The 26,762-nt window shown below is 69.7% G+C and carries 27 protein-coding genes; 15 read left to right on the plus strand and 12 right to left on the minus strand.

From position 1 onward, the window contains the following. The first annotated feature begins 71 nt into the window (after positions 1-71). Entirely contained in the window at positions 72-1,079 is a 1,008-nt protein-coding gene (locus D7Y04_RS19470; protein ID WP_120599106.1) for a DUF4105 domain-containing protein, read from the plus strand. On the opposite strand, the gene D7Y04_RS19475 is transcribed toward D7Y04_RS19470, so the two are convergent. Then, complete coding sequence (locus tag D7Y04_RS19475) at positions 1,080-1,829, minus strand: hypothetical protein (protein WP_233601502.1); 750 nt, start codon at positions 1,827-1,829, stop codon at positions 1,080-1,082. Positions 1,830-1,887: 58 nt separating this feature from the next. On the opposite strand from D7Y04_RS19475, the gene D7Y04_RS19480 reads away from it, so the two are divergent. Next, on the plus strand, positions 1,888-2,520 hold the full coding sequence (locus D7Y04_RS19480) for a YdeI family protein (protein WP_233601503.1): 633 nt from the start codon (positions 1,888-1,890) through the stop codon (positions 2,518-2,520). A 21-nt stretch (positions 2,521-2,541) separates the two neighbouring features. Here the strand turns inward: D7Y04_RS19480 and D7Y04_RS19485 are convergent, their stop codons facing one another. Further along, positions 2,542-3,231 carry a hypothetical protein gene (locus D7Y04_RS19485; RefSeq protein WP_121760291.1) on the minus strand — a complete coding sequence of 230 codons (690 nt, stop codon included), beginning with the start codon at positions 3,229-3,231 and terminating at the stop codon, positions 2,542-2,544. Between the two features lie 79 nt (positions 3,232-3,310). Between D7Y04_RS19485 and D7Y04_RS19490 the strand changes: the two genes are divergently transcribed. Both D7Y04_RS19490 and D7Y04_RS19495 read left to right on the plus strand, forming a co-directional pair. After that, positions 3,311-3,811: an NUDIX hydrolase gene (locus tag D7Y04_RS19490; RefSeq protein ID WP_121760526.1), complete on the plus strand. Its 501-nt coding sequence runs from the start codon at positions 3,311-3,313 to the stop codon at positions 3,809-3,811. Positions 3,812-3,962: 151 nt separating this feature from the next. Then, on the plus strand, positions 3,963-4,310 hold the full coding sequence (locus D7Y04_RS19495; RefSeq protein WP_233601504.1) for a hypothetical protein: 348 nt from the start codon (positions 3,963-3,965) through the stop codon (positions 4,308-4,310). 43 nt (positions 4,311-4,353) lie between these two features. Here D7Y04_RS19495 and D7Y04_RS19500 read toward each other — a convergent pair whose 3' ends face one another. Next, a complete protein-coding gene (locus D7Y04_RS19500; RefSeq protein ID WP_120599103.1) occupies positions 4,354-5,253 on the minus strand; it encodes a cyclic nucleotide-binding domain-containing protein in 900 nt (299 codons plus the stop codon). A gap of 212 nt (positions 5,254-5,465) precedes the next feature. Here D7Y04_RS19500 and D7Y04_RS19505 point away from each other — a divergent pair, with 212 nt between their 5' ends. Further along, the gene (locus D7Y04_RS19505) at positions 5,466-6,461 is read left to right on the plus strand and encodes a hypothetical protein (protein WP_120599102.1); all 996 of its coding nucleotides are present in this window, start codon (positions 5,466-5,468) and stop codon (positions 6,459-6,461) included. A 13-nt stretch (positions 6,462-6,474) separates the two neighbouring features. On the opposite strand, the gene D7Y04_RS19510 is transcribed toward D7Y04_RS19505, so the two are convergent. From D7Y04_RS19510 to dacB, 5 genes are all read right to left on the minus strand, one after another. Continuing rightward, positions 6,475-7,644: a right-handed parallel beta-helix repeat-containing protein gene (locus D7Y04_RS19510; RefSeq protein ID WP_120599109.1), complete on the minus strand. Its 1,170-nt coding sequence runs from the start codon at positions 7,642-7,644 to the stop codon at positions 6,475-6,477. Positions 7,645-7,796: 152 nt separating this feature from the next. Further along, on the minus strand, positions 7,797-8,891 hold the full coding sequence (locus D7Y04_RS19515; RefSeq protein ID WP_199749701.1) for an alanine racemase: 1,095 nt from the start codon (positions 8,889-8,891) through the stop codon (positions 7,797-7,799). Between the two features lie 56 nt (positions 8,892-8,947). Continuing rightward, positions 8,948-9,370 carry a hypothetical protein gene (locus D7Y04_RS19520; RefSeq protein WP_121760292.1) on the minus strand — a complete coding sequence of 141 codons (423 nt, stop codon included), beginning with the start codon at positions 9,368-9,370 and terminating at the stop codon, positions 8,948-8,950. 90 nt (positions 9,371-9,460) lie between these two features. Continuing rightward, positions 9,461-11,641 carry a prolyl oligopeptidase family protein gene (locus D7Y04_RS19525; RefSeq protein ID WP_121760293.1) on the minus strand — a complete coding sequence of 727 codons (2,181 nt, stop codon included), beginning with the start codon at positions 11,639-11,641 and terminating at the stop codon, positions 9,461-9,463. A 37-nt stretch (positions 11,642-11,678) separates the two neighbouring features. Continuing rightward, positions 11,679-13,166, minus strand: a complete 1,488-nt coding sequence (gene dacB / locus D7Y04_RS19530) for a D-alanyl-D-alanine carboxypeptidase/D-alanyl-D-alanine-endopeptidase (RefSeq protein WP_121760529.1) — start codon at positions 13,164-13,166, stop codon at positions 11,679-11,681. A gap of 190 nt (positions 13,167-13,356) precedes the next feature. Here dacB and rdgC point away from each other — a divergent pair, with 190 nt between their 5' ends. The 3 genes from rdgC (at position 13,357) to D7Y04_RS19545 (ending at position 15,663) form a co-directional block, all read left to right on the plus strand. Further along, a complete protein-coding gene (gene rdgC / locus D7Y04_RS19535; protein WP_120599796.1) occupies positions 13,357-14,007 on the plus strand; it encodes a recombination-associated protein RdgC in 651 nt (216 codons plus the stop codon). Continuing rightward, the gene (locus D7Y04_RS19540) at positions 13,994-14,683 is read left to right on the plus strand and encodes a hypothetical protein (RefSeq protein WP_120578243.1); all 690 of its coding nucleotides are present in this window, start codon (positions 13,994-13,996) and stop codon (positions 14,681-14,683) included. The genes rdgC and D7Y04_RS19540 overlap by 14 nt, the downstream gene beginning before the upstream one ends. A gap of 107 nt (positions 14,684-14,790) precedes the next feature. Further along, positions 14,791-15,663 (plus strand): SGNH/GDSL hydrolase family protein, encoded by an 873-nt coding sequence (locus D7Y04_RS19545; RefSeq protein ID WP_121760294.1) that lies wholly within the window; start codon positions 14,791-14,793, stop codon positions 15,661-15,663. A gap of 36 nt (positions 15,664-15,699) precedes the next feature. Here D7Y04_RS19545 and D7Y04_RS19550 read toward each other — a convergent pair whose 3' ends face one another. Beyond that, entirely contained in the window at positions 15,700-17,313 is a 1,614-nt protein-coding gene (locus D7Y04_RS19550) for an alkaline phosphatase family protein (RefSeq protein WP_121760295.1), read from the minus strand. Between the two features lie 93 nt (positions 17,314-17,406). On the opposite strand from D7Y04_RS19550, the gene D7Y04_RS19555 reads away from it, so the two are divergent. The 4 genes from D7Y04_RS19555 (at position 17,407) to D7Y04_RS19570 (ending at position 19,897) form a co-directional block, all read left to right on the plus strand. Then, positions 17,407-17,817, plus strand: coding sequence for a thioesterase family protein (locus D7Y04_RS19555; RefSeq protein WP_121760296.1), 411 nt, complete (start codon positions 17,407-17,409; stop codon positions 17,815-17,817). A 41-nt stretch (positions 17,818-17,858) separates the two neighbouring features. Next, entirely contained in the window at positions 17,859-18,824 is a 966-nt protein-coding gene (gene glpX / locus D7Y04_RS19560; RefSeq protein ID WP_120599801.1) for a class II fructose-bisphosphatase, read from the plus strand. Between the two features lie 48 nt (positions 18,825-18,872). Continuing rightward, positions 18,873-19,298, plus strand: coding sequence for a type II toxin-antitoxin system RatA family toxin (locus tag D7Y04_RS19565; RefSeq protein ID WP_014396139.1), 426 nt, complete (start codon positions 18,873-18,875; stop codon positions 19,296-19,298). A 419-nt stretch (positions 19,299-19,717) separates the two neighbouring features. Next, the gene (locus tag D7Y04_RS19570) at positions 19,718-19,897 is read left to right on the plus strand and encodes a hypothetical protein (RefSeq protein ID WP_043321424.1); all 180 of its coding nucleotides are present in this window, start codon (positions 19,718-19,720) and stop codon (positions 19,895-19,897) included. Between the two features lie 105 nt (positions 19,898-20,002). Here D7Y04_RS19570 and D7Y04_RS19575 read toward each other — a convergent pair whose 3' ends face one another. Next, positions 20,003-21,091: an ADP-ribosylglycohydrolase family protein gene (locus D7Y04_RS19575; protein ID WP_120594448.1), complete on the minus strand. Its 1,089-nt coding sequence runs from the start codon at positions 21,089-21,091 to the stop codon at positions 20,003-20,005. A gap of 80 nt (positions 21,092-21,171) precedes the next feature. Here D7Y04_RS19575 and eno point away from each other — a divergent pair, with 80 nt between their 5' ends. Genes eno through D7Y04_RS19590 form a run of 3 tightly spaced genes read left to right on the plus strand, consistent with a single transcriptional unit; the run spans position 21,172 to position 24,193 of the window. Then, positions 21,172-22,470 (plus strand): phosphopyruvate hydratase, encoded by a 1,299-nt coding sequence (gene eno, locus D7Y04_RS19580; RefSeq protein ID WP_121760297.1) that lies wholly within the window; start codon positions 21,172-21,174, stop codon positions 22,468-22,470. Positions 22,471-22,472: 2 nt separating this feature from the next. Next, entirely contained in the window at positions 22,473-23,264 is a 792-nt protein-coding gene (gene surE, locus D7Y04_RS19585) for a 5'/3'-nucleotidase SurE (RefSeq protein ID WP_120594449.1), read from the plus strand. 44 nt (positions 23,265-23,308) lie between these two features. After that, a complete protein-coding gene (locus tag D7Y04_RS19590; RefSeq protein ID WP_366928185.1) occupies positions 23,309-24,193 on the plus strand; it encodes a M23 family metallopeptidase in 885 nt (294 codons plus the stop codon). On the opposite strand, the gene D7Y04_RS19595 is transcribed toward D7Y04_RS19590, so the two are convergent. Continuing rightward, a complete protein-coding gene (locus D7Y04_RS19595) occupies positions 24,190-25,200 on the minus strand; it encodes a 2-dehydropantoate 2-reductase (protein WP_121760299.1) in 1,011 nt (336 codons plus the stop codon). The genes D7Y04_RS19590 and D7Y04_RS19595 overlap by 4 nt on opposite strands. Next, the gene (locus D7Y04_RS19600; protein WP_121760530.1) at positions 25,197-26,726 is read right to left on the minus strand and encodes an acyl--CoA ligase; all 1,530 of its coding nucleotides are present in this window, start codon (positions 26,724-26,726) and stop codon (positions 25,197-25,199) included. Before D7Y04_RS19600 ends, D7Y04_RS19595 begins: the two co-directional genes overlap by 4 nt. Positions 26,727-26,762 lie beyond the last annotated feature (36 nt).

The following is a 26,762-nucleotide window of genomic DNA, read 5'->3' on the forward strand; positions in this document are numbered from 1 at the left end:
CCGCCCGCCGGGGCTGCACCCACAATACGCGTCCGTGACACGAGCGACGTGGGGCGCGGATACTCGGCCGCATGCGCATCTGGAAGAACGCCGTGTCGGGGCTCGTGCTCCTCGTGGGGGGCATCTGGGCCTCGCTGGCTCTGGTCCTGGCGGGGACGGGGACGGAGGGGCCGCACGTGGCCCGGGGCCTCGTCGCGGTGGCCCTGGTGGCCCTGGCGGTGGCGGCCTGGCGGCGGCGCTCGCGGCGCTGGAGCGTGGCGGTGATGCTGTTGGGTTGTCTGTCCGTGTACGGGTGGGTGCGGACGTTCCAGCCTTCCAACTCGCGGGATTGGGCGCCGGACCTGGTGCGGGCGCCGTGGGCGGAGGTGGCCGGGACGCAGGTGACGCTGCACGACGTGCGCGACTTCCGCTACCGCAGCACCACGGACTGGGACCCCGCCTGGTACACGGCCACCTACGACACGGCCGCGCTCACGGACGCGTCGTTCATCGTGGAGCCCTTCTCCGGCTTCTATGGCGCCGCGCACACGATGGTGAGCTTCGGCTTCCAGGACGGCCGCCACGTGGTGTTCTCCGTGGAGGTGCGGCGCGAGCAGGGGGAGACCTTCTCCGCGCTGGGCGGCCTGTTCCGCCGTTTTGAAATCACCTACGTCGTGGGCGATGAGCGGGACCTGGTGCAGCTGCGCTCCAACTTCCGCCATGACGACGTGTATGTGTATCCGGTGAACGCGTCGAAGGAGCGCATCACCGCGTTCTTCATGGACATGGTGCAGCGGATGAACGGGCTGCACACGCAGCCGGAGTTCTACGACACGCTCACCAGCAACTGCACCACCAACCTGGTGCATCACTTCGAGAAGGTGGCCACGAAGAACGTGCCGTATGACCACCGCACGCTGATGCCGGCGTTCTCGGATGCGCTCGCGTACGAGCTGGGCATCATCGACACGGACGCGCCGCTGGAGCAGGTCCGCCAGCGCTATCACATCAACGCGCGAGCGCTGGCCGCGCAGGGGCGGGACGACTTCTCCGCCCGCATCCGCGCGCCGCTGGAGACCGCCGCCGCGCCCGCGCCGTGATCAGGTCCCCGTCGCGGCCCGGGGTTCTTCCTCTGGCGTGCGGTCTCGCTTCAGGTGCTTGTCGTAGTGAGCCTCCAGCGCGGTGAAGTAGCCACGCTCTTCCCACAGTTCCTGGAGGAGCTGGTCGGTGAGGGACCTCACCTCCGCGTTCTCGGTCTTCGGGTCGGGCACGCGGGGGCCGCGCTTCGGATCCAGGAAGACGCGCGTGGCCTCGGCCAGCAGCACCCGGCTGCTGCGGAAGATGCGGCGCAGCGCCTGGTTGACGGGCCGGGCGTCCATCTCCGAGCAGGCGGCGATGATGGCGGCCTGCACCTTGTTGGGCGCGTCCCCCTGGAGTGAGTCCGCGTCCAGGTCGCCTCGCTCCAGCGCGTGGTGCAGCAGGTAGCCGTGGTGGAGGCATGCGCTCGTCAGGTCGACGCAGTCCTTCACCCAGAGGACGAAGAAGACCTTGCGGAACACCTTGCGCACGGGGAAGAGCGCCACGGCCTTGAGATAGGACACCAGTTGTCCGCCCAGACTGCGCGCGTCGTATGAGCCGGCGAGCACCGCCACGGCCTTGTCCGGCGCCTTCAGGCACCGCTCCTTGAGTTGGTCGCGCACGGACTGCTCGCGCACCTGACGCAGGGCGTAGTCGTCCAGGAAGGGCACGGGGATGAGCGGGGTGAGCCCGGCTGCCACGGCGTGGAAGGCCACGCGAGCGAGCGAGGGCGGCACGGCGTTCGGCGGCGGAGCGTGGGTGGTTTCAGCCATGGCGTGTTTCATAACCGCTTCCGCCCGGCCTGCCTTCCGCCGATAGAGTGGGATTGTCATGAACCCGGCGCGAGGCGCGGGGCAGGGAAAGGCGTTGCACCGCATGAATGCGAAGGCGAAGCAGGAGCTCCCCGTCGTGCCCTTCGCGTCCGAGAAGGCGTGGGAGAAGTGGCTTGAGAAGAACCACGTCGACGCGCCGGGCGTCTGGGTGAAGCTCGCCAAGTTCGAGTCCGGCATCCCGTCCGTGACGTATGCGCAGGCGCTGGAGGTAGCGCTCTGCTACGGCTGGATTGACGGGCAGAAGGGCGCGTTCGACTCGGAGTACTGGCTCCAGCGCTTCACGCCGCGCAAGCCGCGCAGCAAGTGGTCGAAGATCAACTGCGGCAAGGTGGAGGCCCTGGTCGCCTCCGGGCGCATGAAGCCCGCGGGCCTGCGCGAGGTGGAGTCCGCGCGCGCGGATGGCCGCTGGGAAGCGGCGTACGCGGGGCAGAGGACCATGGAGGTTCCGGAGGACCTGACGCTCGCGCTGGAGAAGAACCCGAAGGCGAAGGCGGCCTTCGCCGCGCTCAAGGGTGCCAACCGCTACGCCATCCTCTTCCGGCTTCACGACGCGAAGAAGCCGGAGACGCGCGTGCGCCGGATCGAGAAGTTCGTCGCGATGCTGGCGGCCGGGGAGCTGATCCACGGCTGACCCAGCGGTCGCGACGCCCTGCTACGGCAGGATGCGCTGCAGGAGCGCTCCGCCCGCCTGGAGGAGCGCGCTGCCCGTGATGAGGTGCGCGCGGGTCTCGCCGCTCATCAGCGACGCCGCCATGCTCACCCCCAGCGGCTGCTGCCGGAAGAACGCGGTTTCGCGCATCGAGAACTCCCAGATGTTGGAGGCCGTCGCGGGCCGGTTGAGCAGCTCGCGGTTCGCCTCGTAGAAGTCGCCCACCTGGCCCGCGGCGGCCTCGCGCCCGGCGGCCTGCCCCGCGCGTGCCTGCTGCTGCATCTGTTGAAGCAGGGCGGGCGCCATCTGGGATTGGCCCATGCCCTCCACTGCGAGGGCCGCCGCGGAGGGGGCGGCACCTGCCGCGTAGCCCACCGCGCCCATCCCCTGCATCGCGCCGGACAGCAGCGGACGGATGGCCGCGCCCACCGAACCCGCGGGCGCCTGCCGCACCACCTCCAGCGCCCGCTCGCGCTGTCCCATCGGCGCCGGTCCGCTCGCGCCCGTCAGGTTCACCGGGGCAGGGGCGCTGGGGCCTTCGAATCCGTCCCGCTGGAGCGCCACCTGCTGCGGCGTCCGCGTGGGCCCGGCCGGAGCCGTGGAGGCCGCTGGAGCCGCCGGACGGGCCTCCGCCACCGGGTTGGACACGGGGAGCGAGACGCTCCGGTTGCCGACTGGACCTACGTTTCCCATGCCTTCCACGTTAACACGGACTCTCCGTCCGGGTCGCCCGGGCGCCGTGGCCTCGCCGCGTCCGGGTACCATCGTCCGCATGAGCACCCCCATCGATCCCCTCATGCGCGTGGCCTACCGTGGCGCGTATCACCTGGCGCTCGCGTGGTGGTTCGTGCGTCGTCCGCGCACGGAGGGCACGCTCGTGGGGGTGTGGCGGGGGCGTGAGGTGCTGCTCCTGCAGAACTCCTACAAGCAGGCCTTCTCGTTGCCGGGCGGCGGCAGGAACCGCGGCGAAACTCCGGAAGAGACGGGTGCGCGGGAGCTGCGCGAGGAGGTGGGCCTGCACGTGCCGGCATCGAGTCTGCGCGTCGTGTGCGAGCTGCACCACCGGGACGAGTTCAAGCGGGACTCGTGTCACTTCGTCGAGATGGAGCTCGATACAGAGCCCCGGCTCGTTCTCGACCAGCGCGAGGTGGTGTGGGCCCGGTGGATCGACGTGGAGACCGCGCTGCGCTTGCCGCTGATGCCCGTGGTGCGCGCCTACCTGGAGGACGCCGCGCGGCGGCGGGGGCTCGTGCCTTCTTGCCCGCCCCCCTAGCGTGAAGGCGGGCTCACCCCTGGATTGCACCCTTCACTTCGCCACCTCACCTTTCAACGATTGGAATTGAACTGGAGCGGAGGTGACCGTGCTGCAGGAAGCCAGGACAACGCCTTTGCAGAACGTGGGGCGTGGGGTGTTGGGCTCGTTCATGGTCGGCGCCGGCACAGGCCATCTCTCCTTCGCGCGAGGGCCCTTCCAGGCGCAGGTGCCGGACTGGGTTCCCATGGACAAGGACCTCGTCGTCCTGCTCTCCGGCGTGGTCGAAATCGGCCTCGGGCTGACGCTGCTCTTCGACAAGCGCCACCGGATTCCCCTGGGGCTGGGACTGGCGGCCTTCTTCGCGGCGGTCTTCCCCGGCAACCTGCATCAGTACGACAAGCGCCTCTCCGCGTTCGGCCTGGATACGGACCGGAAGCGCTTGGTCCGGCTGTTCTTCCAGCCCGTGCTGATGGCCTGGGCGCTGTGGTCCACCGGTGCCCGAAAGGCATTGCGGTAGACCCCAGCGCTTCATCATGTCTGGGATTGCGCGGGACGGCGGACTACTTCGTTTCGCCCATGACTTCGATGGTGTGCTTGAGCCGCTCCAGGCCCAGGCGCACCAGGGCGCCGCGCAGGTCGGGCTGGCCCAGGAAGGCCTTCTTGAACACGTCGCGCTCCAGCTTGAGCAGCGTGCAGGGCGTCACGGTGCGCACGGTGGCGGTGGCCAGCCGGCTGCGCAGCAAGGAGATCTCTCCGAACAGGGCGCCTTCCTCCAGCTTGGGATAGGCGGACTGGCGGCCGTCGCTGTGCGTGTGGAAGACCTCGCACTGGCCCCGGAGGAGGACGTAGAGCGCGTCACCCGGCTGGCCTCGGGTGAGCAGCGTCTCTCCGGCGGGGACGGTGCAGGGGACGAAGGAATCTCCCAGCTCATGCTGCACTTCCGGGGGCAGGGCGGCGATGAGCGGGTTGCTGCGCAGCGCGTCCGCGAGCAGGCGCTCCCGGGCGGCGACCTGCATCTGTTCCCCCTTCACGCCGTAATCCTTGCCCAGCTCCCGGACGCCGGCCTGGGTGAGCTCCAGCAGCACGGCGTCCTCCACCGTCACGATGGTGGCGGTGCGCTGCGTGCCGGTGAGCAGCGCCAGCTCCCCGAAGAACTCGCCGGCCCCCATGCGGCCGACCTCCGTGTTGCCGCCGTGGTCGCCGCCGCGAAGCACCGCGACGCGGCCCTCCAGCACCACGAACATCGAGTGTCCCGGGTCGCCCTCGCGCACCACCACCTGGCCCGCGGGCAGGTAGCGTGTGCAGACGGGCGGCGGCGCGGGGGCGCCTTCCGTCTCCGCCGGGGCGCTGCTGGTCGCCGCCGAGGGTGCCGCGGCGGCTGCGGGCGTCTGTCCGGCTTCCGGGGCCGGAGCGGACGGGTGGGCGGACAGCAGGGCCTGCAGGCGCGCGAACAGGGACATGGTCGCAAATGCTACCGACCCGGCCGGGCGGAAACTGTGAAGCGCTTCACAGGCAGCGCGGAGGCGGCCTGAAAGAGAGCCAGGCGGGCAGGAGGCGTTATTGAGCAGGGATTGACGGGCGTTCGCCACGTCTGGGTTCATCCCACCTGACGCGGTGGGACGGACGCCGGGGATGGCGTGGGCGGACCGGGACGCCCTACAGTCCCGGGCCCATGGGAGACACGCTGGACGTCGTGGTGGACCTGGGGGATGTGGGCGAGACGGCCGCGGATGCCGTGCTGCTGAAGTACGCGCAGGGCTTCCATGGGGCGGACGGCGCGGTGGCGCGCCGGCTGGAGGGGGCGGGCGTGGCCATGGACGCCTTCGACCTGCTCCCCGGGGACCACCGCTTCATCGAGTCGCGCCGGAGCCTGGGCGCCCCGTGGGTGCTCTTCCTGGGCACGGTGCGGCTGCGGCAGTTCGGCTACCACGAGATCCGCCAGTTCTCCGTGCGCGCGCTCCAACTGCTGGAGCCCCGGCAGGACGTGCGTCACCTCGCGTGCACGGTGCACGGCCCCAACTACGGCCTGGACGAGGACGAGGCCGTGCTGGCCCTGGTGGGCGGCTTCGTGGACGCGTTCCAGCGCGGCAGTGGCCCACGCGACCTGGAGCGCATCACGGTGGTGGAGCTGAACCCCAAGCGCGTGGAGCGGCTGCGCAAGGCGATGGCGCTGGGGCTGGGGCTCACGCCGGGCGTGGAGCCGCTGATGGGGGCCACGGGCTTCCGAGTGCGGCGGACGTCCCGCTTCGTCCAGGCGCCGCCCATGGCCTCCGCGGGAGCGAACTCCCACGAGAAGCCCCATGCCTTCGTGGCGATGCCCTTCGCGCAGGAGCTGGAGGACACCTACCACTACGGCATCCTGAACCCCGTGAAGGCGGCGGGGCTCCTGTGCGAGCGGGTGGACCAGGCCGTCTTCGACGGTCCCATCATCCAACGCATCCGGGACCGCATCGACACCGCGAAGGTCGTCATCGCGGACCTGTCATTGGCGAATCCCAATGTCTATCTGGAGGTGGGCTATGCCTGGGGACGCGGCAAGCCCACCCTGATGCTGGTGCGCGACGTGAAGGAGTTGCGCTTCGACGTGTCCAGCTACCGGTGCCTTGTCTACCGGAACATCCGGCACCTGGAGGAGTTGCTGACGCAGGAGCTGAGGCGCATCGGTTGAGTGCGCGGCCCGGTCAGTAGGGGGCGCAGAGGATGCCTTCGCAGTTGCCCGCGCCGTTGTCCCGCGCGACGTTGCCACCGCCGTCAAAGGCGGTGGGCGCATGGATGCCCCAGCCCGTGTTCCCCAGGGCCACGTTGCCAATCACCGTGGGCGTGCTCGGTGGGAGGACGCGCAGGCCATCACCGTCGTTCCGCAGGAACTGGTTGGCGCGGACGATGCCGGTGAGAGGGATGAACACGTTGGGATAGTCGCTCAGCGTCAACCCTCCTGCGTTGTCCCAGAAGGTGTTGCCATGCACATAGGTCGTGAAGGTTCCGACCTCGAGGCTGCTCCCATTGCCCACGAGCAGGTTGTTGATCATGTCGAACTGGATCAGCACCCAGACCGACGCGCCCGTGGGCCCGAACGAGGTGTTGTTCGCGAGGAGGGAGTCCTCGAACCGCAGGATGCCGCAGATGTTGGGGCCCCCGGCGGGGTCGGTCGCGAGGGCCACCGCCTCGTTCCCTGTGAGGATGCTCGAGCGGACGCGCGCGCTGCCATTGAGGCAGTCGAGGATGATGCCGTTCGCCGTGAAGGTCGAATCGAGGACGTCAGCGATGTGGCTGTTCAGGAAGAGCGCGCGGCCATTGTTCTCGAAATGGCTCGACCTCACGTCGAGCGTTCCCATCGCTACATCGAACTCACTGGTAAACCCGAGGTTGTTGCCAATGAAGCGCGAATCGGTGATGAGGAAGGCGTTCCCAACGAAATTGTAGACTGCGGCGAAGTTGTCCGTGAACGTGAGCGCGTGCAGTCGCAGTTGGTTGGTGCCGAAGGTCTGGACGCCCCGGTCGAAGCCGCGAATCGTGCCGTTGCGCACCATGTAGCTGCCGCTGGTGACCACGATGCCGCGTGTGCCGAACTGGTCCGGACCCGAGCGGCGCACGGTGTGGCCGCCCAGGTCCAGGACGATGCCGTCACCTTCGATGCGGAGCGCGGGCTCGGGCGACCCCGGGCAGGAGAGGTCATGCGTGAGCTTCGTATGCTGGGTGATGACATCGCCGCACTGGACGTCGCATTCGACAGGCTTTGCTTGCTGGAGCCGGGCATCGAGCGCCGCCCTGTCCTCCGCGAGTGCCGGGGGTGCTCCCAGGGACAGTCCCGCGATGGCGATTGTGACGAAGAAGCCCTTTGCCTTGTGCATGCCGCCTCCCATCCGGAAGTCCTTCCGGCGATTGGCGCAATGCTAGACAAGGGGAAGTGGCCGGGTTCCTGCCTGCCAGTGGCAGCAGAGCAGCCAGAAGCTGACGGCCAGGGGGCACGATGGGGCGGGACAGGCAGGCGCCAGGGGAGGGGTCACCAGCCGCGCGCGGCGACCTCCCACGTGCCCACGTGCGTGTCACCCCGCACGATGTGCAGCCGGGGATGCTGCGGGACGGAAACACAGACATGGTTGGGCACCACGCGCACCCGCTCGCCAATGCGCGGGCGCCACGTCGTGCCGGACACGTCCAGCAGGCCGTGTTCCTCCGACAGGTTCTTCACCACGATCTCCGGCCGGTCCAGCAGGACGCCATAGCCCGGTGACAGCCCTTCCTCCTTCACCAGCGCCTTGGCCCCCGCGTCGATGACCACCTGTCCCGGCACGGCCGTGCTCACCACGGTGGCCAGGACGGAGTAGGCGCACTCCGTCCAATCACAGGCGCCGATGACGGCGGCGTTGCGGTCGTTGAGTACGTTGAGGCCGGGACGGATCTCCGTGAGGCCCTTCACGGTATGGGATTGCCAGAGCGTCGGCGTGGAACCACCGCTGACCACCTCCGGCGGCAGACCCGCGCTCTTCAGTGCGTCCACGAACGTCGCGACCGCATCGGACTGGGACTGCATCACCGCGGGCAGCTCCGCCTGGGGAACGCGGATGTGGCCCGCGTAGAAGGTCAGCCCGCGAAAGGCCACCCCAGACGTAGACGCCGCCGCGCGTGCCAGGGCCAAGGCCTCGTCTGGCGAGCGCAGCCCCACGCGGCGCATGCCCAGGTCCACCTCCACGAGCACTCCCACGGTGCGCCCCGCATCCCGCGCCGCGCGCGCCAGCCCCTCCAGCACCTCCAGGGAGTCGAGCGCCACGGTGAGTCGCACGCGCGAGGGCAGGGCCATCAGCCGCGCCAGCTTCCGCGCGCCCACCGGCGGATACGCGAGCAGCACGTCGTCGGACACGGCCGCCATGACCTCGGCTTCCAGGAGGGTGGCCACCGTGACGCCAGAGGCTCCCGCCGCGACCTGCATCGCGCCCAGCTCCGCCGTCTTGTGCGTCTTCGTATGGGGCCGCAAGCGCAGGCCATGCTCGCGCGCATAGGCCGCGACGCGCTGGAGGTTCCGCTCCACGCGGTCCAGGTCCACGATGGGGGCGGGCGTGTCGAGGCTGTCGAGGAAGGTCGAAGACATGCGGCGCATGGTGGCACCGCGCTCCTCGCCCCGTCACCCGAATCCCCGGCGTTGCGTTCGCGGGGCTACGCAGCCGGTTCGAAGCTCACCGTGGGCCGCTGCCAGCTCCAGCCGCCGCCCTTCAACGCCTCCGTCGCCTGCGCATCCAGCACGCGCAGCGCGGCGAGCACCTCCGCGGGGGGGCGGGGGGCTCCGGGCGCGCTCTCCACCTCGAAGCGCGGCGGAATGGTGCTGGCGTCCTGGCCGCCCATCACCACGCGGATGCGGCAGTTCTGCGGGGACAGCTCCGTCTCCCCGGACCAGGACACGTCCTGGACGACGAGGTCCACCGCGCCCAGCACCTTCTGCCCCTTCAGCCGCGTCACCACCGCGTCCAACGAGCCCTTCGCGCGCGCGTTCCGCTTCCTGCCAAGGCGGGTGAGCGTCCACCAGACCAGGCCGCCCGCGACGATGGGCGAAAGAACGAAGTAGGGGATGAGCGGGCTCATGGGGCGGCAGGCTGCCACGAAACCCAAAAGAAGAAACGCCCGTCTTCCGAGCCGCAAGGACTCGGAGGACGGGCGCAGGGAGAAGCCCGGCTACTGCGGCGCGGGCGCGGCGACCTTCTTCGTCGCGTTGGGCTTGTACGTCATGCCCAGCTCGTTGAAGACGAAGGAGTAGACGTCCACCTCCTCCTCGATGCGCGAGGACAGCGGCGTGCCCATGCCGTGGCCCGTCTCCGCGTCGGCGCGCAGCAGGATGGGCTTGGGGGACGCCGTGGCCGCCTGCATCCGGGCCACCATCTTGCGCGAGTGGAACGGATCCACGCGCGGGTCATTGGCGCCGGAGGTGAAGAGCACCGACGGGTACTTCGTCCCGTCCTTCACGCGGTGCACCGGCGAATAGCCATACAGCGCCTTGAACTGCTCCGGGTCCTTCACCGAGCCGTACTCCGTGACGTTGAACTGGCCGTTGGGCGTCAGCTCCGTGCGCAGCATGTCGTAGATTCCCACGCGCGCCACCACCGCGCCGTACTGCTCCGGGTGCTGCGTCAGCGCCGCGCCCATCAGCAGGCCGCCGTTGCTGCCGCCCTGGATGGCCAGCTTCTTCGGCTGCGTGTACTTCTGGTCCACCAGCAGCTTCGCGCACGCATAGAAGTCGTCGAACACGTTCTGCTTGTTCGTGAGCGAGCCGGCCTTGTGCCACTCCTCGCCGAACTCCGAACCGCCGCGCAGGTTCGCCACCGCGAACACGCCGCCCTGCTCCAGCCACATGCCCGTCAGCGGGCTGTAGCCCGGGTTGATGGACACGTTGAAGCCGCCGTAGCCGGTGAGCCACGTGGGGTTGTTCCCGTTCAGCTTCGTGCCCTTCTTCTTCAGGATGGAGAGCGGCACCTTCGTGCCGTCCTTGGACGTGGCCTCCGTGCGCACCACCTCCACGTCGCTCATGTCGATGGGCGCCGTGCGCGCCATCGCCGTCTTCGTCACCTTGCTGTCCGCCGCCGTGAAGCGGAACCACGCGGCCGGCTGGGTGAAGCTGCCGTTGACGATGAGCAGGTCGTCCGCGCCCTGGCGCACCAGGCCGCCCACGAACGACACCGGCAGCGTGGCCACCAGGCCCAGCGCCTTGCCCGTCAGGTCCACCATGCGCAGCTGCGACGGACCGCCCAACTGCTCCAGCAGGTACAGGCGGCCCTTCGTGGGCACCACGGCCTGCACCGTCGCCTGGCCCTCGGGGACGACCACGGCCGCCTTGTCCAGCGTGGGCGTGGCCAGCGGCAGGCGCAGCACCTTGCCCTTCGGCGCGTCCTTGCGGCTGAGCAGGTACGCCGCGCCGTCGCTGCCGAAGCGCGCCGACACCACCTTGTCCGCGTACTTCGCCACCTGCGTCCACGTGCCCTTGGGGCCGTGCAGGTACAGGTCGAACTCGCCGCCGTCGCCGTTGGCCACGCGCGCGAAGGTGTACTGACCGTCGTCGCTGGACTCCAGGTCCGTCATCGCGATGCGCGGGAAGTCCTTGCCCAGCGCGTACGTGTCCTTCTCCGTGGGCGTGCCCAGCGTGTGGAAGTACACCTGCTGGTACACCTCGCGATCCACGGGCGGGCGCTCCTCGCCGCGCGGGTAGCGCGTGTAGAAGAAGCCCGTGCCCTGCGCGTTCCACGCGAGGCTGCCACCCGCCGTGCCGCCGTTGACGCGCGGAACCAGCTCGTTGGCCATCGCCTTCGCCGTGGCCACGTCCCACACGGACACGTCACCGCTCTCCGTGCCGCCCTTGGACATGGAGACGGCGACCTTCTTGCCGTCGTGCGACAGCTGGAACCAGTCGATGGTCGTCTTGCCGGACGTGTCCACCTGCGTGGGGTCCACCAGCACGCGCTCCTTCGACGTGTCGTCCAGCGAGCCCACCACGATGAGCGTGGGCTGCTGCTTGGGCGGCTGGAACTTCAGCCCCAGCAGCGTGCCGCCCTGTTCGTCCAGGGCGCCGTAGGAGGGCGACTTCCAGGACAAAAGCTCCGTGATGCGCTGGCGCAGGGGCTCGCGGCCCGGGAGCTTGTCCAGGTACGTGCGCGTGTACGCGTTCTGCGTGTTCGTCCACTGCTGCACCTTCGGCTCGGTGGCGGACTCCATCCACTGGTAGGGGTCCGCAACGGCGGTGCCGTGGTAGGTCGTCTCCACGGGCTGCTTCTCCGCGGCGGCGGGCTTCGCGGGAGCCTTCCCCGCGGCTCCGGACACGAGCGGCAACAGCAGCGCTGCGGTCGTGACTGCGATTCTGGACTTCATGGTTCACCTCGCATGCGGGTGTTTCCCTGCGGGACGCTCATCGCAGGGGCAGCTCCACCAGGGCGGTGGAGAAGGTGTCGAAGGTCTCGTTGGCGTTGGGCTTCGTGCCCTCGTCCATGTTGCCGAGCATCAGCGCGAAGACGACGCGCGGGTGCTCCGTGTCGTTTGGCCGCTCCGCCACGCCCACGAAGCACTTCTGGCCCGTGAGCGTGCCCGTCTTCGCGCGGATGCGGCCCGCGGTGGACTGCGTCGTCTTGCGGCCCGCCAGCGTCCCGTCCACGCCCAGCACCGGCAGGCTGTCCACCAGCGCGGCGCCATACGGCTCCTGGAGGCTGGTGAGCAGCACGCGCGCCATGCCCCGAGGCGACGCCAGGTTGTAGCGGGACAGGCCGCTGCCATCCACTGGGCGCAGGTCCTTGGTGGGCACGCCCCGGCGCGCCAGCTCCGCCACCAGGGCCGTGCGCAGCGCGACGTAGCCCTCCTGGCCGGTGCGCTCGCGGGCGAAGCGCATGCCCAGCCGCTCCGCGTACAGGTTGAGGCTCTCCTTGTTCGTCACGCGCACCAGCTCCGACAGGGGCGGGCTGATCAGCTCCACCAGCGGCGACGGCATGGGGGGCATGGGCGGGGTGGGGGCCTCCAGGGACAGCGGCAGCCGCGTGATTCCGTGCCGAGCCAGCGCGTCGTCCACGCACGCGGCGAAGAGGGCCTCCGGCGCGTCCACGGACAGCTTCACCGCGGCGGACTGGGGGCACGGCCCGCCCGTGGGCGAACGCCACGTACAGCGCACTCCGCCGCCTCCGCGCACGCAGGCCAGGTTCGCGCGCTCGGCGTTGACGTCCACGTTCACCACCGCGGACAGCGTGGCGAAGGTGGGCGTCCACTGGACAGAAGGGGCGTCCGCGCAGGTGGCGCCGGGGGCGCGCGCCAGCGCCAGGTCCACCACGTTCTCGCGGAAGACGAAGGGCGTGGGCGCCGCGCTGTAGGCATAGGCCGCGTCATCCCAGGCCCAGCCCGGGCCCATGCCGCCGTCCATGCCGTCCGTGCCGGAGATGCGCACGTTGCCGCGCCACTGGTGGATGCCGCGCGCCTGGAACGCCTCCGCGACGCGGTCGCACGCGAGCGCCGTCTCCGGGAAGCGCCACGAACCCAGCGACGGGTCCCCGGACGCCTGCGCCACCACGTCGCCCAGGAACAGGCCTCCCGCCTGCGAGCCCTCCAGGAAGACCGGGGTGGTGAAGCGGAAGTCCGCTCCCAGCGCGGACAGCGCGGCGGAGGTGGACACCACCTTCATCGTGGACGCGGGCAACAGCCGCACGTTCTCGCGGTGGGTGAAGAGGGGCTCGCCGGTGCGCGCGTCCACCACGTACGCGCCCGCGAGCGCGCCGTCCGCCTCCAGGGTCTCCAGCAGGGCCCGGGTGACTCCGGGCAGCGTGTCGCGCGGGGCTCCGTCCGGCGTGGTGGCCGTGTGGGTGCAGGCGGACAGGAAGAGGGCAACGACGCTGGCGGAGAGGAGTGCGCGGCGCATGGCGGCGGCCACCGTATGTCGCGTGCCTGGGAGTGTCATGGATTCCCGCCAGCGGGGTGGGGCGGAGACGTGCACGGTTGGACGGAGCCCGGGCAAACGAATATCGGCGGGGGCTATTCCCGGCCCTTCGCGTCCAGCCACACCGAGTGCCTTGACGCGACGCCACGCGACCCCCATCCTGCCGCGCCCCATGCCTGTCCTACGTGGTGCAGTGACCTTTTCGCGCTTCCGGACCGAGCCGGCCAAGGATGCGCCGTCCGACGTCAAGCGCTGGATGACCAAGGGACTCAAGTCCCATGCGTTCGAGCCCATCGACCGCCGCTCCGAGGAGGAGCGCGCCGCTGGCTTTGTCGAGCTGGAGAACCCGGAGTCCTCCGAGTTCGCCACCGGCAACCTCTACTATGGCGAGTACGCCCTCTTCTCCTTCCGCATCGACACGCTGAAGGTGCCCGCGTCGATGATGAAGTCGGAGCTGGACAAGTGGTCCGCCGCCTTCGGCAAGGAGAACGGCCGGCCGCCCGCGCGCGCGGAGAAGAACAAGCAGCGCGCGGAGTTGAAGCAGCTCCTGCGTCAGCGCGCGGTGCCGCGCACCAGCACGCTGGACGTGACGTGGAACCTGAAGACGCACACGGTGCAGGTCTGGGCCGCGTCGCGAAAGACGGTGGATGAAATCTGCGTGGCGCTGGAAGGCGCCCTGGCGGTGAAGGTGATTGGCATCACGCCCGCGTCCATGGCACAGCGCGCGGGCATTGACGAGAAGGCCCTGGGCCCCACGGCGGAGCTCATTGGCATGGAGCTGCCGGCGACGGCTTCGGTGGAGGACACCCATGGCGAAGCGTGAGCAGGCGAGGGAAGAGGCGGCGTTCGCTCGGGGCGATGTCGGCGTGGATGGTGCCGCCACCGAGGAGGAGAAGGACGAAGCCGAAGTCGAAAAGGGCAAGGCCCGCGAACAGTTGCTGCGCGGCCGGGCCTACCTGGGCCGCGAGTTCATGACGTGGCTCTTGTGGCGCTCGGAGTCGGGCGACCCGCTGGTCGAGCACGCCGGCGCGGGCGTGGTGGTGCTCTACCTGGGCAAGGTGGTGCTGCGCGGCGTGGCGGGCGACGTCACGGAGATGAGCGCCAAGGGCACGCTGGCGCCGTACTCGGAGAACGTGCGCCACTCGCTGGACCGGGGCCTGCTGGTGTCCCAGGCGCGGCTGCGCATCTCGCACGGCGAGCGCGAATACGAAGTCACGCTGGATTCCGAGTTCCTGGACATCCGCGCCGCCAAGCTGCCCGCGCTCATGACGGAGGAAGAGGATGATCAGCTCTCCGAACGTCTGGAGCTGACCGAGCAGCTCTCCGCCATCGTGGACGCGCTGGTGCAGGACTTCCTGGCCGTGCGCGCCGGCCGCGCCTGGAGCAAGCAGGTGGTGCCCGCGCTGAAGGCGTGGATGAAGGGCGAGGAGAAGGGGAGCGACCTGCTCTCCAAGGCCGCCCGCGCCAAGGGCCGAGACGCCCGCGCCGCCCGCGGCTGAAATATCCGGATTAAAACACGCAAGAGCTGAAATTCATGTGAAAGCTCCGAGACTGGTGACACGCTGCGTAGCGTCGTGTGTCTCCACCCCCTCGGAGTCTTCTCACCATGAAGTCAGCTTCCTTGTTGTTCGCGGCCGTCACGGCCGTGCTTCTCCCGCTGCACGCGGGTGCGCAGAGCAGCGTCATCGCCTTTGGCGACAGCCTGAGTGACAACGGCACGTACAGCACCGCCACCAGCGGTCCGAACACGAACCCCTCCAGCCAGATTTCGGGACCGTGGGTGGAGCAGCTCGCGGAGCAGCTGGGCCTGACGCTGGTGGCGTCCGACGAGGGCGGGACGAACTACGCCCAGGGCGGCTCGGTGACGGCGGACATGACGAACCAGGTGAACGCCTACCTGCGGGCGCACCCGGTGGCGTCTCCCACGGCGCTCTACGTCCTGTGGGGCGGCGGCAATGACATCAACCACAAGGCGCAGGACAACCCGTTCGATTCCGCGGCCATCAAGGCCTCCGCCACCAAGGCCGCGTCGAACATCGACGGGCAGATCCGCAAGCTGGTGGCCGCGGGCGCGAAGTACGTCCTGTGGGTGAACATGCCGCCGCTGCACAGGACGCCCGTGGCGCTGGCCATTCCCTTCGGCCTGGGGACCACCGTGCTCTCGCCGCCCACCAACGAGTTCAACACGCGCTGGACGGCGGCGCTGACGAAGCTGCGTCAGGACTTCCCGGCGGTGAAGTTCATCGGGATGAACGCCAATACGAAGTTCAACGCCATCATCGCGTCGCCGTCCTCGTATGGCCTGACGAACGTCACCGGCACGTGCAAGGGCAAGAACGTGGACCCGGACACGTACCTGTTCTGGGATTCGCTCCACCCGACCAGCTATGCCCACAGCATCTTCGCGGACTACGGCTACGACCTGGTCACGGCCGCGTACGGCACCAGCGCGGCGCTGAGCGCGGCTTCCAGCGACTGACGAATGCCAGGCTGGAGGCGCTGGAGGACGCCACCTTCATTTCACCAGCGCCTCCACGCGAGGCTTGCCCTCCGCCGACGCGGGCATCCCCATCTCCAGCAGCGCGGACAGGGTCGGGGCCACGTCCACGGGGTTGATCTCCTCCAGGAACAGCCCCGGCTTCACGCCCTTGCCGGCGAACACCACCGGCACCTGCGTGTCGTACGAATACGGCGTGCCGTGGTTCGTGCCGCGCGGGTAATCGCTGACGACCTGGAACGGCTTCGCCATGAACAGCACGTCGCCGCTGCGCACCGGGTAGTAGCCCCGGCGCATCGCCGCCATGAGGCCTCCCTGGTCCGGCGCCGTGTCCAGGTCGTCCTTCGCCACCGCCCAGACGGCATAGGGCTGCTTCGCCAGCCACACCGCCGCCGCGCGCCGCACCGCCACCGCGTCCACCTGACCGGACTCCAGCGCCTTGCCGCCCAGGTACACGTCCAGCTCCAGCAGCTTCACCGTCACGTCCACGCCGAACTTCGCCTTCAGCTCCTGCGCCAGGCCCTTCGCGGCCTCCACCGGGTTGAGCCGCGCCGCCGGCACGCCCGCCTGCGCCCACGCCTCTGGAATCTCCGCGCCGCCGTGGTCCGCCGACAACGCGATGACCAGGTTCGCCTTGCCCCCCGCGGCGCGCTCGGCGGCGGCGATGAGCTCTCCCATCGCCACGTCCAACCGCAGCATCGTGTCCTGCATCTCCCACGAGTACGGCCCGAACGCGTGGAACACCGCGTCCGTGCCGCTGAAGCTCACCGCCAGGATGTCCGGCACGTCGTCCTTGCCCAGGCCCTCGCCCTCCAGCGCGGCCTTCGCCGCCTGCACCAGCAGGTCATGCGAGAACCCGGACACCGCGAACGCGCGGTACGACGCCGGCCCGGGCGCCTGGAGCCCGCCCTTCAGCGCATGCGGGAACACGCGCCCCATGCCGTAGGCCTCCGGCTCCATGGGGCGGTCGTCCTCGCCCACGTACTCGGCGCGCGGACGCAACAGCTCCCACGTCTTGCTGAACGCCGCGTCCGGCATTTTGCGCGCGTTGAACGCCTGCATCCACGCGGGCTCCGCCTTCGCGTACCAGGTGCTCGTCACCATCCGGCCCGTCGACTCGTCGAACCACCAGGCCTGCCCCTGGCGCCCGGCCAGCGGAATGGCCGCCCGCGACTTGTAGGACAGCGCCACCACCTTGCCCCGACCCTGCGTGGACACGCGCAGCCGGTCCGCCAGCGTCTCCGCCAGCAAGTTCACCGGGCTGGTGTCCGACCCCGGGGGCGTCTCCCCGTTGAGCACCGGATGCGTCGGGTCCGTGTAGACCTGCACCGCCTGGCCCGCCGCGCGGTCGTAGATGTCGTTGTCCACGATGCCGTGGCGCCAGGGGTTCGCGCCCGTGGCCAGCGTGGCGTGTCCCGGCGCCGTCCGGGCCTCCGCGTAGGCGTACCGGGCGTAGGGGTAGTACGCGCCCGTGGAGAGCAACCGGCCCAGGCCCCCCGTCAGGCGAGGACGGTTTCTCAGCAGGACGTCGCTGCCCATGGCGTCCACGCTGATGAACAGCGTGAGCTTCGGGGCCTTGGCGGAGGCGGGCAGGGCGAACAGGACGAGGAGGGCGGCAATCAGGCGCGACATGGTGCGGCAGCCTCTCCGGCCGGATGAACAGAAGCAACCAACATGCGCGCCCACCGCTTGGACACGTCACCCCGCCCTGATATGGGCGCCTCAATGGTCGAGGCACGGCTGCGCGTCATCTACGGCGACACGGATCAGATGGGGGTCGTCTACTACGCGAACTACTTCCGCTACTTCGAGTTCGCCCGCAGCGAGTTCTTCCGTGCCCACGGAGGCAGCTACCGCGAACTGGAGAGCACCGGGCTGCTGTTGCCCGTGGTGGAGGCCAGCGCCCATTACAAGGCGTCCGCGCGCTACGACGACATGCTCCTCATCCGCACCACCCTGGAAGAGTTGCGCCGCGCGTCACTCGTGTTCACCTACGAGCTGCTGCGCGACGGTGACTCCCCCACGCTGCTGTGCACCGGCCGCACCATGCACGCCTGCGTGGGGCGCGACGGCAAACCGCAGCGGCTGCCCGAAGCCATCGCCCGCCTGAAGGCCGCGGACGACTCCGACACCTGACCTTTTCCCTTCCCGAATTCCCGAACGAGGAGCACCCGACAATGGATCGCAACCTGGCAATGGAGGTCGTGCGCGTCACCGAGATGGCGGCCATCGCCTCCGCCCGCCTCATGGGCCGCGGCAACAAGGACGAGTCCGACCAGGCCGCAGTGGACGCGATGCGCCGCGCCTTCGACGCGCTGAACATCGACGGCACGGTCGTCATCGGCGAGGGCGAGCGCGACGAGGCGCCCATGCTCTACATCGGTGAGCGCGTAGGCGCCCGCACCGCCGGCGCCCCCGAGGTGGACATCGCCCTGGATCCGCTGGAGGGCACCAACCTGTGCGCCTACGGCCGCCCGGGCTCCATCTCCGTCGTGGCCATGTCCAGCCACGGCGGCCTGCTCAACGCGCCCGACACGTACATGGAGAAGATCGCCGTGGGCCCGCGCGCCAAGGGCGCCATCGACCTGACGAAGTCCCCCACGGAGAACCTGCGCGCCATCGCGGAGCGCATGAAGCTCTACGTGGAGGACCTCACGGTCATGATCCTCGACCGCGAGCGCCACGCCGACCTCATCAAGGAAGTCCGCGCCGCGGGCGCGCGCGTGCGCCTCATCGAGGACGGTGACGTCGCGGGCGCCATCGCCACCTGCTTCGAGGGCTCCGGCGTGGACGTGCTCATGGGCATTGGCGGCGCGCCGGAAGGCGTCATCGCCGCGGCCGCCATCCGCGCCACCGGCGGCGACCTGCAGGGGCGGCTGGTGCCTCGCAACCAGGGGGAGATCGAGCGCGCCAAGAAGATGGGCATCACCGACATCCACAAGATCTACTCCGCCGAGGAGCTGGCCCGCGGCGAGGTGATGTTCGCCGCCACCGGCGTGACGAGCGGCGACTTCCTCAAGGGCGTGCGCTTCTTCGGCGGCGGCTGTGAGACGCACTCCGTCGTCATGCGCAGCAAGACGGGCACCGTCCGCTTCATCCAGTCCATCCACAAGTTCGACAAGAAGCCGGGCTACGCGCCGTAAGCTGTCCGGCAGCCTCGCCCGTTCCTCAAGCCTTCCGGAGACACCGTCATGGCCGGCGCCACGCGCACCATCACCATCAACGCCCCCGTCGAGAAGGTCTTCGACATCATCACCAACTACGACCGCTACGCGGAGTTCCTCCCGGAGGTGAAGAAGGTCTCCACCTCCCAGCGCCAGGGGAACACCGTCCAGGTGCACTACGAGGTCGATGTGGTGAAGCGCATCCGCTACACCATCCGCGTCACCGAGGAGCGCCCCAAGCGCATGTCCTGGACCTTCGTCGAGGGTGAGGTGATGAAGGACAACAAGGGCAGCTGGACGCTGGAGCCCGAGGGCGAGGGCAAGACGCGCGCCACCTACAACGTGGAGATGGCCCTGGGCGCCCTCATCCCCAAGGCCATCATCAACACCCTGACGGAAACCCAGCTCCCCAAAATGCTGGAGGCCTTCAAGCGCCGCGCGGAAGCCCCCTGACGGCTTTCGTCGACCGCTTTCGTCACCCCTGACGTCGCGCGTCAGTTATCCGCCCGCCTGCCTGTCATCCCGTACGGTCCGTGCCGTGCAAGGGAGCAGGAAGGCGGGCGGGCCCTTTTCGGCTGGAGCCGTGCCACGCGAGCGGAGGGGGGCCACCTGAAGTGAGTCGTGTTGCGGCGCGCGGCGAACGCATTAGGATCATGCGAATTTTGAACGTCCACGAACACTTCCCTGACATCCATGGCACGGTTGCACTGTCCCGGATGTCAGGAGGTGGACGAGCAGCCATGCGGAATCAGGGCGCCATCCCCAGAAAGAAACCGGGGTTCTTAATTTGCATCAAAGAGATGTGGAAGTGGTAAGGGGGCGGGACGGCGGGCGTACATCGGGGTACGTAGGCTGAGGGAGAAACCGAACCCATGCTCGACGCGTTCATCATCGAAGAAATCAAGCGCCGCGAGCGGCTCCGCCGCGAGGATTACGAGCGGCCGGTGGTGGAACTCCCACTGCCTGCACCCGATGACCGTCCCCACCGGAGGACGGACACCGAGGAAGAGAAGCCGTCACGAGGCGTCGTCGTCATCGACCTTCTCGGCTGATGACCCATCCCACCCGTGGCCCCGGAGCCACGGCGTGTCCCGGAGCCCGCGGCCGGGCTGTCCCTCGACGGACAGCCCCCGCGGGCTTCGCACTTGCGGGCCTCCTCACCCCGGAGCCAGCAGCAGCAGGTGCCGGGGGTGGTACACTTCCCACAGCACCGTTCCCTTCTGGAGGGGGTTGTAGGGCTGGAGGGCCAGGAGGACCTTCTGGCGCCATTCCTCCGGCAGCGCTCCTTCACCGTGGAAGGCGCCCACCAGCGCCCCGGTGACGGAGGCGTGGACCTCCGTGTCGCCGCCCCGGTGGACGACGTCCAGGAGCGCCCCTTCCGCGGTGGGGACGTGGAGCAGCTCCCAGAAGGCCAGCCGGAACGCCGCACGCACCGCGTTATTGCCGGGCCGGTGCATGTGCAGCTCCGGGCCGTAGAGCTGCGGGTCGTCCTGGGCGGCCAGGGCCAGGTCCTCGCGCAGGAGCTTCGCGGCGAAGGCCACCTCCTGAACGTAATCTTTCTCCTGCTTCCCCAGGGCGGCGGCCGCCAGGGAGATGCCCACCTCCGCGGCGGGCAGCAGGTCGGCGGCCTTCAGGTTCGGGCCGCCCGTCACCGCCTTGGCGATGGCGGCGCACAGCCCCGCGCCGGCCAGCTGGCTGCGCGGGTCGAAGTGGGTGAGGGCGGTGTCCTCCAGCGCCGCCTTCGCCAGGGCGAAGGAGTCCTTCGTCAGGAGCACGCCCAGGGGCACCACGCGCGGCAGGGCGCCCGCGGGGGCCAGCCGCCGGAAGTTCTTCAGCCACACGCGCTTGCCGGCGTCCTTCACCTGGGGCGGGTGGCTGGCGTCACACTCCTGGAACAGCTCCTTCATGGGGTCGCTGACGGAGATGGCGTGCGACTGCCAGGCCCGGTAGCGCTTGAGGGCGTCCCCCGCGTCGTAACGCTTCATGTCGCGCAGGCTGAGGGCCAGCGCCACCGCGAGCTGGGTGGGCTCCGTCACCTGCCCCTTGCGCAGGTCGTGCGGGCCGCCTCCGTACATGCCCAGGTACGGCCCCTCGGCGAGCTGGGGGAAGGCCGGCGCGTAGAGGGGCTTGCCCGCGACGGGGACGGCCAGGGCGTTGCCGATGGCGAGGCCCAGGAGGGCGCCCCGGGCGCGCTGACCGGGGAGCGGGTCGGGGCCCGTGACGCGGCGCTTGGGAGGAGGAGGCATTCGGCGGCTGGACACTGTAGCAGGCGGCCTGTGCGAGCGTGCTTGCCCGTTCCGCCCGTGCTTCGTAGAACCGGCGCCCTATGACCGAGATCGCTCAAATCCTGGCGCGTGAAGTGCTCGATTCCCGTGGCAATCCGACCGTGGAGGCCGAAGTGCTGCTCGTCGGCGGCTCGCGTGGCCGCGCGACGGTGCCCTCCGGTGCCTCCACCGGCGAGCACGAGGCGCACGAGCTGCGCGACGGCGACAAGGGCCGCTACCTGGGCAAGGGCGTGCAGAAGGCCGTGGAGCACGTGCGCGACACCCTCTGCCCGGCGCTCATCGGCATGGACGCCGTGGACCAGGTGGCCGTGGACCAGAAGATGATCGAGCTGGACGGCACGCCCACCAAGTCCAAGCTGGGCGCCAACGCCATCCTCGCCGTCTCCATGGCCACCGCGCGCGCCGCGGCGGACGCGCACGGCCTGCCGCTGTACCGCTACGTGGGCGGTCTGCAGGCGCGCACGCTGCCCGTGCCGCTGATGAACATCCTCAACGGCGGCGCGCACGCGGACACCCGCGTGGACGTGCAGGAATTCATGGTGGTGCCCGCCGGCGCGAAGACGTTCGCGGAAGGCCTGCGCTGGGGCGCGGAGGTGTTCCACGCGCTCAAGAAGATTCTCAAGGGCCGCAAGCTGGCCACGGGCGTGGGCGACGAGGGCGGCTACGCCCCGGACCTGCCGGCCAACGAGGAGGCGCTCAAGCTCATCATGGAGGCCATCGACGCCGCGGGCTTCAAGGCGGGCGAGCAGCTGTTCCTCGCGCTGGACGTGGCCGCGAGCGAGTTCTTCGACAAGGGCTCCAAGAAGTACAAGCTCAAGGGCGAGGGCAAGGAGTACGACTCGCAGGGCCTGCTGGAGTACTACCGGGGCCTGTCCCAGAAGTACCCCATCATCTCCATTGAAGACGGCATGGCGGAGGATGACTGGGAGGGGTGGAAGAAGCTCACCGACGCGCTGGGTGACAAGGTGCAGCTGGTGGGCGACGACCTCTTCGTCACCAACGTGGAGCGCCTGTCCAGGGGCATCGAGACGGGCACGGCGAACTCCATCCTGGTGAAGGTGAACCAGATTGGTTCGCTCACGGAGACGTTCGACGCCGTGCGCATGGCGCACAAGGCGGGCATGACGTCCATCATGAGCCACCGCTCCGGCGAGTCCGAGGACACCACCATCGCGGACCTGGCGGTGGCGCTGGACTGCGGGCAGATCAAGACGGGCTCGGCGTCGCGCTCCGATCGCGTGGCCAAGTACAACCAGCTGCTGCGGATTGAAGAGGAGCTGGGCGCCGGTGCGCGGTACGCGGGCCGGTCCGCCTTCCGCTCGCTCGCGAAGAAGCAGTGACCGTGAGCACTTCGCGCCCCCGCATCCTCGTCTCCAACGACGACGGCTACTTCTCCGAAGGGCTGCAGACGTTGGTGGAGGCGGTGAGTCCCCTGGGCGAGGTGTGGGTGGTGGCGCCTGACCGCGAGCAGAGCGCCGCCTCCCATGCCATCAGCCTGCACCGGCCGCTGCGCATCAAGGAGGTGCGCGAGCGGTGGTTCGCCGTGGATGGCACCCCCACGGATTGCTCGTATCTGGCGGTGAACCACCTGCTGAAGGACAATCGTCCCCAGCTCATGGTCTCCGGCATCAATCACGGCGCGAACCTGGCGGACGACGTCACGTACTCCGGGACGGTGGCGGCGGCCATGGAGGCCGCGTTCCTGGGCATTCCGGCCATCGCGTTCAGCCTGGTGTCCCGGGGACCGTTCGACTTCGGGCCGGCGGGCCGCTTCGTGCGGTCTCTGGTGACGGAGGCGCTGGCTCGGCCCCTGCCGCCCCGGATGCTCCTCAACGTGAACATCCCGGGCGGTGTGGAGCCGGACGGCTACGTCATCACGAAGCAGGGCCGGCACTCCTACGGCAACAAGGTCGTGGAGAAGGAGGACCCGCGCGGCCGCAAGTACTACTGGATTGGCGGCACGGAGTACGCGCACGACGACATCCCGGGCAGCGACTGCAACACGGTCATCGACGAGAAGCGCGTGTCGGTGACGCCGCTGCACTTCGAGATGACCGACCACGGTCGCATCCCCGAGCTCTCGGGATGGAACCTGCAGGGCTTCAAGCGGCACGGTTCGGGCGGCGGTGCCTGAGGTTGGTGCCGGGCGGCTCCAGCCGAGCGGGCAGGGCGCTCTGGGTGTTGCTCGCGGCCGCGCTGTTCAGCGGCTGCGTGGGCACCCAGGCCGCTTCCTCCTCGCAGCTGGACACGGCCGGCGTGCGGCCCGAGTCGACGAGCAACGGCAAGCCGCTGGCCTTCGCGCTGAGGCCCACGCACGAGGAGCCGGAGTTGGTGGCGGTGCGCCACCGCGTGGCGGCGGGCGAGACGATGTACCGCATCGCCAAGACGTACGGCATCACGGTGGAGGAGCTGGCGCGGGCCAACGGCATCAAGGATCCGCGTGAGCTGGCGGTGGGAAAGGACCTGCTGATTCCGGGCAGTGAGCCGCCAAAGTACGGCGACCCGGGGCCGCTGTCCGACGAGGAGCCGGAGCTGGTGCTCTCCAAGCCGGGGCAGGCGCCGGTGTCCACGCCGCGCCGCTCGGTGCCGGCGGTGTCGCGCCGCGAGGATCCGCCGCGTGCGCGCGTGGTGTCGGGGCGTCCGGGCGCGCCGTCGCGTCCGCGGCTCGCGACGCAGGGGATGCTCGACTGGCCGTTGAGGGGCGTGCTGTATGGCCGCTTCGGCAAGAAGGGCAAGGAGCCGCACGACGGCATCGACCTGGCGGCGCCCGCAGGCACGCCCGTCAAGACGGCGCAGGAGGGCACGGTCCTCTACGCGGGCGAGCAGAAGGGCTACGGCCTCATCGTCATCGTGGAGCACGCGGCGCCGCTGATTACGCTCTACGCGCACAACCGCGATCTGCGCGTGAAGACGGGGCAGAAGGTCCGGCGCGGGCAGGTCATCGCCACGGTGGGCGAGTCCGGCCGCACGTCCGGCCCGCACGTCCACTTTGAGGTGCGCGTGGACGGCAAGCCGGCGGATCCATTGGAGTACCTGGGCGTGATGCCGTCCGCGAACGACTAGGTCGCTTCGGGAGCGGGAGGCGTCGCGCGGGGCGGGTAGCCTCCGGCGTGGCGGGCGCGCTCGCGCACCAAGGCGAGGATGTTCTCGCAGGTGGGCATGGGCTTGCCGGTGAGCTGGCCTAGCTCCACGACGGCGCCCAGCAGCGCGTCGATTTCCATGGGCCGCCCGCGCTCCAGGTCCTGGAGCATGGACGTCTTGTGCGCGCCGACCTGGGACGCGCCCTGGATGCGCTGGTCCACGTCGATGAGGAAGCGCGTGCCTAGCGTTTCCGCCACCGCCTGCGCCTCCAACATCATCGTGCGGGCCACGGAGCGCAGGTCCGGCTGACGGGCGAGGACGTCGAGTGTCGCGCCGGTGAGCACGGACAGCGGGTTGAAGGCGAGGTTGCCCCAGAGCTTCACCCAGATTTCATCGCGGATGCGGGGGCGCACGGGCGACTTGAGCCCGGCCTTCATCATCAGCTGCGACAGGGCCTGCACGCGCGGGCTCTTGCTTCCGTCGGGTTCGCCCAGCGTCACGCGGTCGTTGTACGTGTGCACGATGACGCCGGGAGAGACGACCTCCGCGGCCGGATACACCACGGTGGCGATGACGCGCTCGGGAGGCAGGGTGCGCAGAATCACGCCGCCGGGGTCCACGCTCTCGACGTGCCGGCCCGCGTACGGGCCTTCGAGTCCGTGAAAGTACCAGTAGGGCACGCCGTTGATGCCGGTGACGAGCGCCGTCTCCGGGCCCAGCAGCCGGGCGATTTGAGGCGCGGCCGCGGACAGGGCGTGGGCCTTGAGCGTGAGGAAGACGTAGTCCTGCGGGCCCGCGTCATCTGGCGAGTCCGTGCAATGCGGACGCACGGTGACCGTCTCGCCGCCGCTGGTGAGCGTGACGCCGTGGGCGCGCATCGCGTCCAGGTGGGCGCCTCGCGCGATGAAGGTGACGTCCGCGCCGGCCTGGAGCAGCTTGACGCCCAGGAAGCCGCCGATGGCGCCCGCGCCGAAGATGGCGATCCTCATGACGTGAGCCCCAGCCGCTCCGCGAGCCCGATGCGCTGCACCTTGCCGGTGGGGCCCTTGGGCAGCTCCGTGAGGAAGACGATGCGGCGGGGCACCTTGAAGTCCGCCACGCGTGAGGCCACGAAGTCGCGCAGCTCGCGCTCGGTGGGAGTGTGGCCCTCGCGAGTCACGACGGCGGCGGCCACGTCCTCGCCGAGCTTGGGGTGGGGCAGGGCGAACGTCACGGCCTGCTGCACGGCGGGATGATCCAGCAACACGGTGTCCACCTCCAGCGGGCTCAGCTTCTCCCCGCCGCGATTGATCAGCTCCTTGAGCCGTCCGGTGAGTCGCAGGTAGCCCTGCGCGTCGAGCGTCCCCTGGTCGCCCGTGCGGAACCACCCGTGGGTGAAGGCGCGCGCATTGGCCTCGGGGTTGTTCACGTAGCCGGACATGACGTTGGGGCCGCGGATGACCACTTCGCCCAGCGCACCTGGAGGCAGCAGCGTGCCCGCGTCGTCCATGATGGCGACCTCCGGCCCGGCGGAGAGCCCCACCGACCCTGCGTAACGGGGACGCGGAGGCAGCGGGTTGGAGGCCATCTGGTGCGCGGCCTCCGTCATGCCGTAGCTCTCGATGACGGGCACGCCGAAGACGCGCTCCAGTTCCTCCATCACCTGCGGCGGCAGCGACGCGGACGAGGAACGGATGAAGCGCAGGCGGTGTTCCTTCAGGCTGTCCGCGTTGCGGTGGGCTCGCTCCAGCAGCGCTTGATGCATGGTGGGAACGGCCGTGTACCAGGTGGGGCGGACCTCCTCGAACCAGGAGAAGAAGCGCAGGGCGTTGAAGCCGGGAGTGCACACCACGCGGCCACCGGCCCCCAGGCTGGACAGCACCGCCGCCACGAGCCCGTGGATGTGGAACAGCGGCATGATGTTGAGGCACGCATCCGTGGGCCCCAGGCCCAACTGCGCGCCGATATGTCGCGCGGAGGCGCTGAGGTTCGCGTGTGTCAGCGGCACCTGCTTGGGCCGCGCAGTCGTGCCCGACGTGTGCAGCACCAGCGCGACGTCGTCCACGGCGGCGAGGCCAGGACGATGTGCCGTGCCCGAGAACGGCTGCACGGCCACGAGCGTGAAGTGCCCCGCGGGCCCCTCCTGCGCCGGACGCAGTTCGATGAGCGGGATGTCTCGTGCGCGCGCGACCTCGCGAGCAGGTCCCTCCGCTCCTTCAAGCAGGATGAGGGCACGGGCCTTGAGGTCATCCAGGTAGAACGTGAGCTCGTCCGCGCGGTAGGCGGGAGTGAGCGGCGCGGTCGTCGCGGCGCTCGCCACGGAGAGGAAGGCCGCCGCCATCTCCGGTCCGTTGGGGAGCACCAGTGCGACACGGTCTCCTTGTCCCAGGCCCCACGCATTCAGTTGCTCACGGACCGTCGCGGTGAGGTTCCGCAGCGCGCCGTACGTCATGCCCTGCCTGCCGGGCGCACCGAGCGCTACGTCCTCCGTCCGTCCACGTGCGAGCAGTGCTTCGAGGGTGTCCATCCGCTCCATGCCGGGCTCCACGTCCTCGGGGTCCTCATCCGAATA

It is taken from the genome of Corallococcus sp. AB038B (genome assembly GCF_003668955.1).
GTDB classification, from domain to species: domain Bacteria; phylum Myxococcota; class Myxococcia; order Myxococcales; family Myxococcaceae; genus Corallococcus; species Corallococcus exiguus.